Below are 14,839 nucleotides of genomic sequence, written 5' to 3'. Positions count from 1 at the left end.
CGTGCAAGCTACTACCTATGGTGAACGAAGTTCTGAACATTTTTTGTTGTAAGCGGCACTCCGGTAACAGTAGCAACCCTCACGTTCGTTAGCTCCACTTGCCTCACCGGCATTTCCACTTCAGCCTTAAGATAAGCAATGCTCTTCGCTTCACGCACATCAATGTCCGACACGTGCAGACCTTCTATAGGCGTCAGCTTGCGCACGTAGGTCGGCATCAGGGTTCGCCACTGATAAAGGACGTCGGTTTCGACCGCCAGCACACTGCCTTTGATCGAGGTGGCACTGACATTCGACATGTGGATGTTCTTCACATAGCCGCCGCGGCGTTCATTGGTCTTGACGAAGAGCAGGTTCATGATCGGCACGGCGTGGCCGTCTGCCCCCTTGCCGTCGCCGATGAAGTGGCAATTGTCGACGAAGACGTTCTCGATCCCGCCCGACAGTTCGCTGCCGACAGCCATAAGCTGGTGGCCGTTCTTTATCTGACAGTTGCGCATGACGACATTCTTCGTCGGGGTGTTGAGCCGCCATGCGTCCATATCGCGGCCCGACTTGACCGAGATGGCGTCGTCCCCCTGATCGAAAACGCAGTCCTCGATCAGCACGTTCTGGCTCATTTCCGGATCGACGCCGTCATTATTATGGCCGTGCGCGCGGACCTTGACGCGGCGGATAACGACATCGCGGCATAGCAAAGGATGGATGCACCAGAAGGGGCTGTCTTCAAGCGAAAAGTCCTCAAGCAAGACGTTTTGGCAGCGGTTGAACTGCACGAAATGCGGGCGCAGGTGGTTTTCGCCGGCGACCATCTGACGCTCGGCTACCGGCACGTTCTTATAGGCCATATTATAGAGCGCGACCAGGGCGTCCATGTGGGGCTTCGGCCGGGCATACCACAGCTTCCACACATCGAGTTTGGCCTTGAGTTTCCCCTCGCCGGTGATCGCCACGTTTTCGCATTCGAAGGCATAGACCAGTGGGGAATAGTTGAAACATTCGATACCTTCCCACGAGGTCTGGACCGGCGGCAGATAGTCTTCGGGCTTTTCAGAAAATAACAGAATTGCGCCCTTCGACAGGTGCAGGTTGACGTGGCTTTTGAGGTGCACCTTACCGGTCGGCCATGTCCCTTCCGGCACGACGACGATGCCCTGCCCGGCCGTATGGGCCGCGTCGATGGCCCGGGCGATGGCCGCCGAGGTCGCCGCCTGATCGCCCTGTGATGCCCCGAAATCAGTGATCAGGAAACGCTTGGCCGAGGTAAAATCAGGCACCCTGATCGACGGCATGTCAAATGGCGCCTCGGCTGTTATTTGTTTTTGCCAACTTAAACGCGGCAAGGAAATTGCCGAACAACCACTCAGAAGCGGTACGGTGAAACCGGCAAACAGGATAGAGCGGCGCGAGTACTGAGACATGGAGTTAGGGCCTTTGATTTACATGGCTGCCGTCAGCGGCAAAGCGCACTGAGATTGGATGTGGAGGACAAGGTTGGTAAACCGGTTAGGTCGAGTCCACGACGTTTGGCGATCCGCTCCATCATCTGACCATTGCCGACATCATCGCCGGGCTCATGATAGGCTTTGTCGGCCTGTGCCTGCGCCAAGGGCACATAGGTCGCGCCCGCTGTGTCCAGTCGCTTCATGACCAGGGGCAGCATATGGGCTGACCAGCCGCTTAGATGGGTCAGCAGGACTTGTGGGATAATGCGCCCATACAAGGCCTGCGACAGGGCCTTTGTCCGCAAAATACCCTCATCGACCTGACGGAGATATTGCTGCTCCATGGCCATGATCGTTTCGCCGTCGCCTTTTAAGCGGCAGCGATCATAGGCTTCCGCATAAGCCCAGTCGTGGAAGCTCATCGTCACTTCGGCGACCTGATATTTGTGAGCTGTCAGCCAGGCAATGGCACCGTCGTGACGCTCGCTTTTGCCCCCGGCGGACAGGTTCGGAAAGCGCAAAACCCGCCAGTTCTGCCCCGTCATGCGCGACTCTATGTAAGGCTCGTTTGCCTTCATATCCGCCACCCAGGCGTCCAGTGATTCCGCCCGCTCTAAGTTCATGTGAGTGAAGCCATGATTGCCCAGGGGATAGCCAGCTTCACGCCAAAAGTCGAGCACAGCGGCACCGTCAGGCGCTTGTTCAAGTTTGCCGGCGTTGACGAACCCGTAGGCCTCGGTGACGCCGTGAGCCTTGAGAGTCTCCAGATAGGCCGCCGCAATGTCCAGTCGCGAAGGACCGGAAGCATAAGGGCCCTGCAACGGTAGATCATCCACCGTTATGGCCACATCAAACCGCTTTTCTGCGTTCACTGGGTTGATGCACGCGATCCAAATGATGAGGACACCAGGCCCGACTTTCATAATATCCCACAGAGAACGTACGATATTCACGGCAACACCTGTTTCTTCAATTCCGGCACCAACCCAACCAGCGCCAGTGCCACCTGTCGAGCAAACAGTTCCGCCCCCTGTCCGCCAAGATGCGTGTAGTCAAAAACATTGGCCTGTTGGCTTTGGGGCGTGACGGCAATTTCATTCGTAACGGGCTTCTGGGCCCCAATGGTCGTACCGGTTTTGGCTGCGGCAATGACTTCAGCCGACGGGCGTTTAGAGGAGAGAAACAAGCTGGCCTCGGGGCCCATCGCCTGAACCGCATCGACAGACAAGGCGTGCAGGTCGATCACCGGAACACCCAGTTCGCGCCCAACGGTGACAATGGCTTTTGCCCATGGCGACAAGGTGTCCTGCAACGAGCCCGCAACAAATGAACGGCGGGTTAAAGGCGTTAAGAGTACCGGAATGGCGCCCACCCCGCGCGCGTCGATCACAAATTGACGGAGGTTTTGCGGGAATTCCGTATCGAGGTCGGTGGAGTGTCCAGGCTTACCGGGTTCATCGTTATGACCGAACTGGATCAGAATATAGACCTGTTCGTATCCGGGCGTGCGCGCCTCGTTCAGCGCGTAATCCCAGGAGCCTTCCTGACGATAGCTGAGCGTCGATCGCCCCCCTCGCCCCATGTTCACGCAGGTCACATACGTCGTCACATGACGGGCGCAGAAAGCGCCACCCCAGCCGCTATTCACCTGAACGGTCGAGTCTCCAACCAGAATTATTTTACGCAACTTGATTTCAGGTATTTTTCGCCGCGCTATCGAATCTTTGACGGCCACAGACACTTCCATATGACCTTGAGGAATATATGTAGGTTTAAAGGTTTCCCCAGCGCCGGCAAGTCCAGGCGAAGTAAGCGAGATCGCGGACAGCACGCGTGCCCACAATTCAAATTTCTGCATCAGATAACCTGTCGTCCTTGGATGAAAACCACGCTACGCTTTAGACAATTTGTAGATTACGCCACCACTAAATCGAAAAAGGGACCCGCGAGCGACGCTCAGCGGGTCCAAGTATACCTCATCCAACCACGGGGAGTGAAGGTCTGAGGATTGCGAAATCAGTTTAACTTATAGGTTACGCCGACCGAGAAGCGACGGCCTCCATAGCTAGCAGACCACTGATTGTCCTGCTCCGAAAATCCACGCGTCCCCTCAAGGATCGTCGCTTGCTTGGTCAAATTGCGACCCTCCCAATAGAGTTCGACACTTTTATTCACCTTGTGCGTAATCTTCGCGTCAACGAAGGTATAAGCAGCGGTGTAATATGGCTCGCCGGGATTGTAAGGTGTGGCGACTCGATTTCTCGGATTTTGGTTCGGGAAGATCCCCAGACCCGCGATATCGTTGCCGCAGCCTGAAACGCAGCGGAAAACGCGATCGCGACTTTGGAAAGCTAAGCGAGCATTTGTCTTTCCATCGTCGTACCAAAGACCAAGGTTAGCGAAATAGCTGGATCGATTTGGCGCACCCAGACTTTCACCGGTAATCGGGTCGATATACCCCGCCTGTCCTTTTGTGTCGTTGGTCGACACATTGAAATCAACGCCAGTGTAGCGCAAACGCCAAGGCAAAAATGTTAAAGCCGTCTTAGTTGCAAACTCCCAGCCCGACTGCGTGCTGCCGGGTCCGTTGCGGTACGTCGTATAGCGGAATTCAAAATCTGAAAACGACCTTCCAGTTACAGGGTCAATATCGTCTGTACCGGAGAACAATGGCGCGGTCGTCGTAAACGCTTCCGGTGCACCAATTTTCACTTTTTGCCTGTAGTAGGCCAGCGACACATTTGTATCTTTATTCGGATACCATTCCAAAGACGTGTTATTCTTCGTAGCCGTATAAGGTTTCAGTTGCGGGTTGCCGATGGTGCTGGAGCAGGTCATGTCGAGGTCTTCGTCACCCTCGTCGATACGATCTTCAGTTCGCTCATCAATCGTACAGGTCCCCGTGGGCCACAGGCGACCGATCGGCGGACGAGCAATTGCGCGGGACCACGAATAGCGAAGAACAAGCTTATCATCCAGCATTCGCAATGAAGCATTGTAGCTGGGCAACCAGTCGCGGGTTTGGCGCTGGAAGTTCACGGGTTTACTGATGGTCGTTGTTGTAACCCGGCCATTGCCCTCGTTTTCGTTCCAGTCATTGGCAGGATTACCATCGTCTGTGAAATTTTTACGTATGGAGGCCAGTGACATCTGTCCCAGCGCAGATACTTTTGCCTCGACCATACGCAAGCCAAAATTTCCGTTGAACTCTATACCCCATGGGAGGTTTTGCTCGAACTCAACCATGTAATAGGCGGCGGTAATTTCTTCGCTGGATGTGCTGACAGGCTGTGTATACACAATCCCATCAGTACCCTTGCAGACCTTCATACAATCGAAGTTATAGTTCGCCGCCCCAGTCATCTGAGCATAGGCTGCGTCCACATCGATAGTGTCCCACAACTTAAGGCCTTCGATGCCCTCGTACCCCGGCATGAAATCGCCGCGGAAGACCTCCACGCTGTTTTCGAGTATGGAGACAAGCTGCGCGCGTGTGACTGTTTCGGTGCCATATAGAGTATTGCGACCCGTGCCAGGCACGTATCCGTAAGCACAGACATTCGCAGATGTAGTGGTCGGCAAATTTTCGCAAGCCCGTATACTACCACGCAACGTATTAGTTGGAACCTCAACACCGGATTTTGGCGTAAATCCGCCTCCGCCCCACCTTGCACTGTCCGACTTTCGATAGCTTACACCCGATTTAAAAGAGGTGAAGAAAGGAATTTTGCGAAGCCTGTATGTGACATCGAGTTTGGCCGCGTCTTCAGTCCCTTCGGTCATGGCTGGAGAGAGTTGAAGGTTTATGCTATTAGAATATGAGGGAAGGCCCACAGCAGTCGCTGCCGCCATAGTTACGGAGTTAGACATCACGTTTGGATCGTAGCCAGCAGGCAGCTGAATGTCCCACAGACCGCTTTCCGTGACCTCCATTCGGCCATTTCCGTAAAAGGCGCCGCGAGACATACGACGATCGTATCGGCTGTACGACGACTCGCTGTGACTGGCCTGGAAAGTTGCACGCAAATAACCGTCTTTGTATTCGCCGCCGACTAAAATATAGTTGTTCTTCCAGTTCTGCTGGTTTCGAATATTGTCGTAGGAAATACGAGCGTTCGAAATATCGGCCGCCGTTACATGGTGATTTTCATCGACTACAACCGTGTCAGGATTCACGTTAACGGCAATTCCATACACGGGGAAAGCCATCTGCACATTCGAGCCAGCCAGAGTCCTATCGAGGTTGCGCGCGCTGGTCGGCAATCCCGCATTATAGATGTGGTAGCCTTGCCCAGGCACAAGGATAAGATTGTTGATGCTGCCAAACGGTATGTTCGTATTGTTCGTCAAGGACTGTGTTAGGAATTGTGCATCGGTCGTGGTTGTAATCCCCCCACGCGTACGGTTGCGGCGGATGTCATCTTGCAGACGATCTGCAACCTGATACTTCGCGTAAACCGTGAGGTTATTATTTACCCGATAGTCGAACCGAATATCGTAAGCAAGGCGATCCTCATACTGCGTCAGGTTAACATCGCGAATCGAGGCCGGTGAGTAGTCATTCCACTGATTTAGGCAGCTAATCTGCGAGTTGATTTGGGTCGCTTGAACCAAGGCTCGATCTGCATTGTTTGTGCCCGGCGCCATGGTATTAAGCTGCGCTTCGGTGTAGAGCGGAAACGCAGCTAAACAATCCGCTTTTGTCTTTGCGTTGGCCGAACGAGTTACAATCTCTACGGGAGAGAGTGTTTGGAAACGGCCCGTGCCGTTCACCAGCGCGAAGTCGCGGACGGGTGTGTTTGCGGTTTCTCCCGTTACAAGAGATGGATCATACTCAAATGTCTTTTCGAGTGACTTATCGAAATCGTAATCGCGCGCATATCCTTGGGAATTACTCGATCCTGCCCCGTTTATCTGGTGGCTGTCATTTAGGCGTTTGGTCGCGGTGAGATTAAAAATTACGCCCAATCGGTTGTCGAAGAATTTCTTAGACGCAACGACACCGATATCGGGTGACCACCTCTGGCTTAGCGAGTTTCGTTGTGCGCCGACGCGCAAAGATACGTAGGGCTTTTTGAAGTCAAGGCCCGACCGCGTCTGGATTTGCACTGTTCCGCCCAGACCACCTTCGGTCATATCCGGCGTTTGGCCTTTAATGACATCCACGCTTTTGATCAAGTCAGCAGGAATCTCCCGCATGTCGACCCCGCGTCCCCCGCCATTTGCTCCGTCAATAGCCAACCCAGCTCCTGAACTGTTAACAGACATCCCATCCATTTCCACGCGTGTCAGGTCGGCCTCGTTACCCCGTACATTGACCCCCTCCCCTTCGCCTGTCTCATTTCGGGGCATCTGCATTCCCGGAATGCGCGAAAGAGCCTCTGAAAGGTTCCGATCAGGAAATGAGCCGATGTCGTCGGCGACGATTGAATCCACCGCTGTTTTCGCATTTCTCTTGCGATCGATAGACCCCTGCTGCGACGCACGAACCCCCACCACGATCACTTCAGTCAAATCAGATGAAGACGGAGACACCGGTGTCATAGTTGGGCGAGAAGCGTCTTCGTTCGCTTTGGGAGAATTGCCAGAACCTTTCACGCGTAATGAAATAACGGAGCCGGTATCCGACGCAATTTCCAGGTTCGTGCCGGTCAGTAATCTGGCGAGGGCCACTCTTACATCCATTTCACCCCTAACGGCTGGGGTCTTAATCCCCCTCAAACCGCTGGAGGGCGCAACAATCTGTATGCCGGCCTGACTTGCGAATTCCGGTATGGCTTTGACGGCTAGTTCGGCAGGTACGTCGAACGACCGTACTTGAGCATTAGCGCTGGATGCAAAAAGGCAAGCAGCCATTGCAACACTCGCAAACAGATAACCCCTTTTTTTCGTATGCATTTTTTTCCTCCTCTGTGCCCGCTTGATTATTTATTTCAGGCCTTATGAAGGTGGAGACGCGCCAACTGTGAACTTTCCTCTATGCGGCGGGAGATTTTTTATCTGGCGAGCACGATTATGTTTTCCCCAACCGTCACCTTCAGATTGAAGCTCGTAGCAACGGCCCTTGCAAAGCCCTCCGGATCTCGGACATTGAACAGACCTGTAATTTCCTCACGTTCAAGATCAGTCGTCGCGAGTAGAATTTTGACGGTATTATATCGTCGAAACTCTTGAACGGCATCACCAAGCGGCTGCCCCTCGAACGCGATCTGCCCGTCTATCCAGGCGGTTGATCGTTTGACCTCGTCAGGGGTTACAGTTGACACCTCTACTGTTTCGGGGAGCGTTTGATTTGCTTCTGAATTCACTTTCGCGCGCTTATTCGTCGACAATAATACCGGCAGGACGGCACCAGGCGATTTTATCTGGACTTCGCCGTCATTGACGAGAACGTCAACAGGTCTGGATTTTAAATGGCTTATAGAAAATTTAGCGGCGCTACCAATAACTTCTATTCTGTCAGCCTGAACCTTGAAAGGGCGTCTCGCATCTGACGCAACGTCAAAGAAAACTTCTCCCTTTTCGAGGCTGAAGCTCCGATCCCTCGCCGTAAAAGTAACCCTCACGCGCGAATCGGTGTTGAGGCTAATAACCGAGCCATCGTCTAATGGAACAACCCGGAATTCACCCGTAAGGGTCGTGTACGTCTTGCTGTGCGCTGAAACCGCGTACCCAGCCATAGAAACCACTGCAAGACCTGCGGCAGCCGTTCCACCCCACGTTAGACTGCGTCGAGAAAGCGATTGATGGCCGCTAGTAGGCAATTCTCTTTCGACAAATCTGTCAGGTTCATAGCCAAACCCTAATGCCACTGCTCTCTCAGTCTGAACTGCAATAGCGCGCGCTCGTCCAAATGCTCCAAGATGACGAGGGTCTTCGCTCAACCACCCTTCAAGCTCGCTATTCTCTGCATCTGTCAGCGCTCCGCGGTCTATCCTAGCTGCCCAGTCGGCAGCGTGGCGGTCAATCTCCTGAGCGGTTTTTCTTCGCGTTACTTCGGACACTATCTTTCATTTTCTTAACACCCCATGCTTTAGACGCACGAGCTGGGCCTTTTCCGCCATCGGACAACCGCTGAACCAGCAATAAAAAACCACGGCTCATATGCTTCTCTACGGTGCTCTCCGACAGCCCAAGTTTACGGGCGACGTCACGCTGTGACAACCCATTCACTCGCCTCAACACAAAAACGTCCCTTATCTTTCCGGGAAGTTCGGCCAAAGCTATCCCTACATGCCGAAGTTCATCCCGGCCAATCGTTTGATCTTCAGGCGAAACTTCATCAGCTAGTATACTTAGATCCTCTAAATCACTTACCGTCTGAAAAGATACAATCTTCGAGCGGCGCACATGACTAGCCAGAATGGAAAAAGCCGCTTGAAAAAGGTATTTACGCACATCGCTTATATTGTCGACGGACTCTAATTCGATCAGGCGGGCATATGTTTCCTGAACAATATCGTCTACCTCCAGCCCCCTGACTTGGCGCTTTTTTAACCATGACCTTAATACATGTTCGTGGGGTAACACATAGCGAGATAACCATAACGCGCGCTGGTCAGACAGACCCATTTCGAATTTCCCTGCAGCTTGAGATGTGAAATCAAGCGAGGTTTCTCGCGACTTTCACGTGTCTCGTTTTTAATTTTTTGCTTTTATAACACCTCTTAAACAGCCGTTCAATTATCATATAAAACATAAACACCTCGGCGCTGATCTCGGCCCGGAACGAACTGTCGCCAAAATCGCGATCATGACATTCCTGCACGATGGCATCCGCCGCGACCCGATCGCCTTCCTTCGGAACGATAAGGTCGCCCCGCGCTACATTCCGGCCCGCAATGCGCACCTGTCAAGGGCGGCGCAAAATCAGGCCAGTTGAGGCGCGCGTATGGAAGCGCCTGGAGGGCGTAGCCCGAAAGGTGCTCCCATACGCGGGCGGCCTGTTTTTGGGGGTGATTAGGGAGTAGGACTGGCCTTGCGGGCGCAGCTATGGGGTCACGACGTAAGCAGGAGTCAAAAACCACGCTAAGGAGACAAAGCGAGAACGAGCGGCTCTTATTTTCTTAACGCTTCGACACCGAGCTCCTTCCACATCCACTGAAAGCTGTAGGTCGTCATTGGGTCTGAGGGGTCCGGGTGCCGGGCTGTCTGATTTTCAAGATATTTCAACCAATCAACGACCTGCTGTTTCCCTTTCGACGTTTTCACAGCTTCCCGCGGTGTTTTGTTTCCAAGCATCCCGACTGGATGGTCGAGCGTTTCTCTATATCGGGTGTCCAGGAATTGATGGACGATCTGCTCGGCAATCTCAGGGGGGATCTCGGGAGCAGTGTTGGCGTGCTGCGTATGGCTTCGCTCTGCCATCATTTGCTCCATAGTGCGTATCTCGGTGAGGGGTGAACGCACAAGTTCCCCGAGGACTTCAGAAAGAAACCGTCTTCCCTTGTCGGCACGGGCAGCGGAATTCACCGATAAATGTACGAAACGGCCTTTCAATTCCACATTTCCAAGCACGCGGTTGCCGCTTCCGTCCATAGTTGTGTCAATGGACAGTCCGCCGGCCCCCTTGCTGATGGTCTTAGTCGGTGCCGGGTCGATCTGCAGCCAGTTCCAGAATTTGTTAGTTTCCTGGCTGAGTTCGGGAAGGTCGTTGAACCGGGCAGCGATATCCTTTTGAGTCGCGCCACTGGCTAATGGAAAGCGAATGTCGTGGAAGAGTATGTCGTCTCCTTCGAAGTTCTGCATAGACCGGGTAGTGTCGTTCGCGATCCGCCCTAAGGTCTCTGTCACCCAGACTATCGTAAACAGGAAGGCGGCTTCCCGCAGAACATCATCAGCTAAGCTTGGCAGGGATTTTCCTTTCTCCGTACCATCAAGGCGCTTTAACCCATCGAGTAACAGGTCCTGCATTTCGTTGGAAAACGCCAGAAGGCCTCCCGCAAAAACGGACTTTCCAAGAACCGGGACAATTCGTGCGGCAATCTTATCCCACTGTTTCAGGCTTTTGGTTGCCGTGCCTTCGCTGACCCGTACGGGCTCCCCACCGCGGATCAGATCGCGCGCCATCAACGATTCTCCAGGGACAATATTCGTCACTTCGTAGAGGCTCATGACGGAGGTGCGCAGGGCCTTGATATAGGCCTTCGCTCCAGTGCTCTCCGTCCAGCCACGCCGCCTCAGGTACTCATCGACAATGTTCACTTCATCAACTTCGAACTCCTGAGTAAGAAAGTCCTCGAAGGCGCATCCCCAAAGCGTCATCGTCAGATCGCCACCGATTAGAGCTTCAAGGTCATCGAATTCCATATCGCCTGCATCCAGGATGGGGCCCAGATGATCGTCTAAAACCTCGGCAAAGCACTCTCTCCAGGGTTCGCGACTGAGAAACTTCATCAGGCCGCTGAGGTCATGGCTGGTGGGCATTAAATTTCTCCTAGTGGCCGTCACGGTTTGGTTTTGCCAATTTATAGGGGTCGGCGTTCACCGCTTCTTGAGTTAACACCTGAAAACCATTTCTCATAACGGCGTCCGGGCTCTTTTGACGATACCCGCCACGGTATTTTTACTAAGGCCAAGGTGCCTGGCAATGCGCCTATAGCTCTCACCCACCTGCGCAGCGGCGTGCTGCCCGACCAACGCGTTCTCCTTTCTGCCATCCTCGCCGACGCCACCAACCTCGGGTTCACCCGCATGGCTGAAGCTTGCAGTGCCGTCACGTATAAACAACTGGTTTGGGCTGGCGCCTGGCAACACATCAACCTGACCGGTGACTATCTCTGGGGCGAAATCCGCAACAATCCTCAAAATTGGAAGCCGTTGCGCCAGAAAATCGATCTTCTCGCTGCCGCGTGAACCGCAAAACAGGAAACGTTCTTGTTATGTCCGCTTAGCGAGGTTTTTGACTCCCGGTTACGGCGTGGCCCCAGTCTTACTGGAATGTCTCGGTCACCGAACACACGCATGTCTCACCGTTGCCGTTCTTCCTAAATGTGCTCGCGGGTTTCGAATCACAAATCTGCCGCAGTTATCGATATCGCAATGTGACCCGGCGCCTCGCCGACATCTTCCGCCACCAGATGACGACACCGGTGACCGACAAAGCGGCCACCAGGATGCCGATGATCGAGATGGCGATCCGCCCGGGCAGGCCAGCGATCCGGCCATTGTGAAGCGGGAGCTGCGCCTGCATGAACACGTCGCCAGCGGTGCCCTTGCCCATGAGCTGCCGGTCCCTGAGCGACCCGGTGATATCGTCGATATAGTACCACGACGGGCCCAGTCCATTTCTGGGGTCGCCTTTGGAGCGGGCGACGGCAAACCCGTAAACGCCGGCGTCAGCGACGTGGCAGGCGTATACAATCACGGGGTCGGGCATATGCGATCGTGCCGCCGCGACCGCTATGGCCGCAGCCTTACCATAGCCGATCGATGCCGGGCCGCGGTTGCCAGGGAGGGGTTGGTCGAACACGCCCGGCGTCAGGGGACTGAACAGCCTGACGACGGGTGTGAAGAGTTCCTGGCGGAGATTCAGCGACACCCCCGTCATGGCCAGTATGATCAGGACCGGCCAGGGCCACAGGCCCAATATCCGGTGCCAGTCAAAGATCACCCGGAAACCCAGCGCACCCGATTTGATGGTCAGGGTGCGCAGCCAGGCCTTGCGGCCGGTCTGGCCTTTCGGCCAAGCGAGAACAAGGCCCGTGAAACTGTCGAAAAGCCACAGGAGCGCGACGCCACCCATCAACAGCGTCCCGGCCCGGTCCGGCAGAAACAGGCTCATGTGAACCTGATACAGGAACGGGACGAGATTTTCGGACTGAAGGCAGCAGGTCCCCCATTTCCGCTCTCCGCGGATAACCCCTGAGCCAGGATCGACGAACACCTGGTCGAAGGCAAGTGGACGCCCTGCGTCGCGCGCCTTCACCCGTATGATGACGTTGTCGGAACGCTTAAGCGGCAGCAGGGCCGAGGTGACCGCGATGCCGGGATTGGCGCTTTCAACGCGGCGAATAAGGGCCTCAAGCGGAAGCGCAGGTTGGGATAGCGGCGCCTGTGCCTTGAACAGGCGGGGATTCAGCGCCGCATCGAGTTCGGGCTCGAAGGCAATGACGGCGCCGGTCAGTCCGGCGATCACCAGGAAGCCGGCGATCGACAGACCCATATATCTGTGCAGGACGGTAAGGACCTGGCGCCAGTTGAAACGCCGACTCAGAAGCGCGCGCGTATATTGACTTTCCACGTTCTGGGCGCTCCCGGCCATACTTCGAAAAGGCTGTACGCGTGCGTGTAGTAGCGCTGATCAAGCGCGTTTTCGATGCTCGCGCCAACGCTGACGGTCTCGGTCAACGGGTAGTCGGCGTTCAGGTCGACCCGCCAGTAGTCCGGCAGTTCAAAGCTGTCTTCCAGGTCGCCGGCGCGTTCGCCGGTATAGGTCCCAATAGCGCCAAGCGTCAGGCCGCGCGCGGCATTGGACTGGAACTGATAGCTGCCGCGCAGGACAAGGCTGTGGCGCGGCACGTTGCGCATGCGCTTGCCGACCAGGGCGTCGTTCGTGTCCTCGGTCGTTTTGGCGTCGACCAGGGCGTAGCCGCCATAGAGGCGAAGGCCGGTGACCGGCGTCGCCGACACGGAGATTTCCACGCCTTCGGACACCTGCTCGCCGATCGAGATCAGCGCCGACGGGTTGTCGCGGTCGGACACGGCGACGTCGCCGCGCTTCAGGTGGAACAGGGCGCCGGTCAGGACGACGCGGTTGCCGTAAAACGACGTCCGGGTGCCGATCTCATACTGCACGCCGGTTTCGGGATCGAGCGAAAGACCTTCGGCCGTAATGCCGGACACCGGCAGGAAGGAGGTCGTCCGGTTGGCGAACAGATTGACCCGGTCGCTGGGGCTATAGAGAACGCCCAGCTGGCTGGTCCACGCCGTCTGGTCCTGGCTGTCCTCGACGATCCCGCCGGTCCCTTGCACGGTTGAGGTTTCTTGCCTGAACTGCGACCAGCGGACGCCGCCGACCAGGCGGAGCGTGTCGGTCAGGACGAGGCGGTCCTGCACGAAGACGCCGGTGTCGCGGTTGCGCTCGGCCGAGCGGCTGCCGAAATCCGGGAGCGGGAAGGTGTCCGGCTTCTGGTTGAATTCGTACTGCGGGGCGTAGAGATCGAGGCTGGGCGCAAGCCCGACCTCGCTGAGGTTGTCGCGGTCGAATGCCGTATGGTCGGCGCCGAACATCAGCTCATGCCGCACGCTGCCCGTCTGGAACTGCGCGGCAATGTCACCGTAGGCAGTCACGGCGTCGCCCTTGGAGCGCGACGACAGGACCGCGCGCGTCAGCGTCCGGTACGGGTTGTCCCAGCCGAGCAAACCGAATACACCGTCTTCGTCGGTCAGTTCGTGCGTCCAGGACGCCCCCAGCCGCGCCCGCAGGGTTTCATTGAAGCGGTGTTCGAGCCTGACGGTGACTTCGGTGTTTTCGCGGATGGACGGATCAAAGGTCGGGTCCGTCAGGCCAAGGGACGGGGACAGGCGGCCATTGGGGTTTGCAAGGACCGTGCCTTCGGCCGGAAGGCCGTTCAGAAAGCCGTCGAGTTCATTGCGCATGAAAAGCGCTTCGACGGCCAAGGTCGTCCGGTCGCCCAGGTCCGCGACCACGGTTGGTGCGATGACGAAGTGGTTGCGGTGCCAGAAGTCGATCTGGCTGTCGGCGGAATCGACCGCGCCGGTGACCCGGAAGCGCAGCGCGCCGCCTGCCGTAAGCGGCCCGGTGACGTCGGCGGTGGCGCGCCAGTCATTGAAACGCGCCCCCTCAACGGTAAGCTCGGACGCGAATTCGCGCCTGGGCTGCTTAGTTACCACGTTAATGACGGCGCCAGGCTGAAGCTGGCCGTACAGCACCGATGCCGGGCCTTTCAGCACTTCGACGCGTTCGATGGAGACCGTGTCCCGCGCCTGCCTCAGCGCATTGGATGTCATGCCGTTGACCGTCTGGTTGGCCGGGAAACCGCGCACCAGGTAGCTGTCGCCAAATACGTCGAAGACCGAGCCGTCCCGCGACGCGCCGGGAACGAGCCGGATCGCGTCACCGACAGTTTCGCTGCGGCTGTCCTGGAGCGCCTTGTTCGAGATGACTTCGACCGACTGGGGAACCTTCACGGCGCGTTCGGACGACAACCGGCCGTAAACGACGACCTCCAGTTCAGCCGCGTTTTCCTCTGCAGGAGAAACGAGGCGTTTGTCGGCGTCCTGGGCATATGCCGGCACGGCAAGCATGCCTGCGCACAGGGAAAGCGTGAGAAGTCTCGATGTCATGATATGCTCCATTGATTATGGCGGGTGTCATATCGGGGTTGCAATTGAGTTGCAATGACTCAAGAGCAGATTGCGCGCAATTGGGC

11 protein-coding genes and 1 pseudogene are annotated in these 14,839 nt (G+C 56.0%); 2 read left to right on the top strand and 10 right to left on the bottom strand.

The genetic code is table 11. The features are described 5' to 3' along the window. Nucleotides 1-11: 11 nt before the first annotated feature. The 6 genes from ACK8OE_RS18115 to ACK8OE_RS18090 all read right to left on the bottom strand — a co-directional run bounded on the left by ACK8OE_RS18115 (nucleotide 12) and on the right by ACK8OE_RS18090 (nucleotide 9,017). Nucleotides 12-1,292, bottom strand: coding sequence for a glycoside hydrolase family 28 protein (locus tag ACK8OE_RS18115; RefSeq protein ID WP_410273731.1), 1,281 nt, complete (start codon nucleotides 1,290-1,292; stop codon nucleotides 12-14). A gap of 161 nt (nucleotides 1,293-1,453) precedes the next feature. Next, nucleotides 1,454-2,398, bottom strand: a complete 945-nt coding sequence (locus tag ACK8OE_RS18110) for a polysaccharide deacetylase family protein (protein ID WP_410273730.1) — start codon at nucleotides 2,396-2,398, stop codon at nucleotides 1,454-1,456. Beyond that, nucleotides 2,395-3,303 (bottom strand): rhamnogalacturonan acetylesterase, encoded by a 909-nt coding sequence (locus ACK8OE_RS18105; RefSeq protein ID WP_410273729.1) that lies wholly within the window; start codon nucleotides 3,301-3,303, stop codon nucleotides 2,395-2,397. The genes ACK8OE_RS18110 and ACK8OE_RS18105 overlap by 4 nt, the downstream gene beginning before the upstream one ends. A gap of 158 nt (nucleotides 3,304-3,461) precedes the next feature. Then, nucleotides 3,462-7,343 (bottom strand): TonB-dependent receptor, encoded by a 3,882-nt coding sequence (locus ACK8OE_RS18100; protein ID WP_410273728.1) that lies wholly within the window; start codon nucleotides 7,341-7,343, stop codon nucleotides 3,462-3,464. Between the two features lie 98 nt (nucleotides 7,344-7,441). Next, complete coding sequence (locus ACK8OE_RS18095) at nucleotides 7,442-8,449, bottom strand: FecR family protein (RefSeq protein ID WP_410273727.1); 1,008 nt, start codon at nucleotides 8,447-8,449, stop codon at nucleotides 7,442-7,444. Continuing rightward, entirely contained in the window at nucleotides 8,409-9,017 is a 609-nt protein-coding gene (locus ACK8OE_RS18090) for an RNA polymerase sigma factor (protein WP_410273726.1), read from the bottom strand. The genes ACK8OE_RS18095 and ACK8OE_RS18090 overlap by 41 nt, the downstream gene beginning before the upstream one ends. A 181-nt stretch (nucleotides 9,018-9,198) precedes the next feature. Between ACK8OE_RS18090 and ACK8OE_RS18085 the strand changes: the two genes are divergently transcribed. Next, entirely contained in the window at nucleotides 9,199-9,327 is a 129-nt protein-coding gene (locus ACK8OE_RS18085) for a hypothetical protein (RefSeq protein ID WP_410273725.1), read from the top strand. 176 nt (nucleotides 9,328-9,503) lie between these two features. Here ACK8OE_RS18085 and ACK8OE_RS18080 read toward each other — a convergent pair whose 3' ends face one another. Further along, on the bottom strand, nucleotides 9,504-10,871 hold the full coding sequence (locus tag ACK8OE_RS18080; RefSeq protein WP_410273724.1) for a hypothetical protein: 1,368 nt from the start codon (nucleotides 10,869-10,871) through the stop codon (nucleotides 9,504-9,506). Nucleotides 10,872-10,964: 93 nt separating this feature from the next. Continuing rightward, the gene (locus tag ACK8OE_RS18075) at nucleotides 10,965-11,057 is read right to left on the bottom strand and encodes a helix-turn-helix domain-containing protein (RefSeq protein ID WP_410273723.1); all 93 of its coding nucleotides are present in this window, start codon (nucleotides 11,055-11,057) and stop codon (nucleotides 10,965-10,967) included. On the opposite strand from ACK8OE_RS18075, the pseudogene ACK8OE_RS18070 reads away from it, so the two are divergent. Next, nucleotides 11,052-11,195, top strand: a pseudogene (locus tag ACK8OE_RS18070) (Tn3 family transposase); the annotation flags it as partial. The gene ACK8OE_RS18075 and the pseudogene ACK8OE_RS18070 sit on opposite strands and share 6 nt — an antisense overlap. Nucleotides 11,196-11,472: 277 nt before the next feature. Here the strand turns inward: ACK8OE_RS18070 and ACK8OE_RS18065 are convergent. Both ACK8OE_RS18065 and ACK8OE_RS18060 read right to left on the bottom strand, forming a co-directional pair. Beyond that, on the bottom strand, nucleotides 11,473-12,609 hold the full coding sequence (locus tag ACK8OE_RS18065) for a PepSY-associated TM helix domain-containing protein (RefSeq protein WP_410273722.1): 1,137 nt from the start codon (nucleotides 12,607-12,609) through the stop codon (nucleotides 11,473-11,475). 47 nt (nucleotides 12,610-12,656) lie between these two features. Beyond that, nucleotides 12,657-14,753 carry a TonB-dependent siderophore receptor gene (locus tag ACK8OE_RS18060; RefSeq protein ID WP_410273721.1) on the bottom strand — a complete coding sequence of 699 codons (2,097 nt, stop codon included), beginning with the start codon at nucleotides 14,751-14,753 and terminating at the stop codon, nucleotides 12,657-12,659. Nucleotides 14,754-14,839: the final 86 nt, after the last annotated feature.

Origin of the sequence: Asticcacaulis sp. W401b, assembly GCF_046503825.1 — a bacterium.
In the GTDB taxonomy this organism is placed as follows: Bacteria; Pseudomonadota; Alphaproteobacteria; order Caulobacterales; family Caulobacteraceae; genus Asticcacaulis.
The sequence above is the reverse complement of the archived record's forward strand: the minus strand, read 5'-3'. Positions and strand labels throughout refer to the sequence as shown.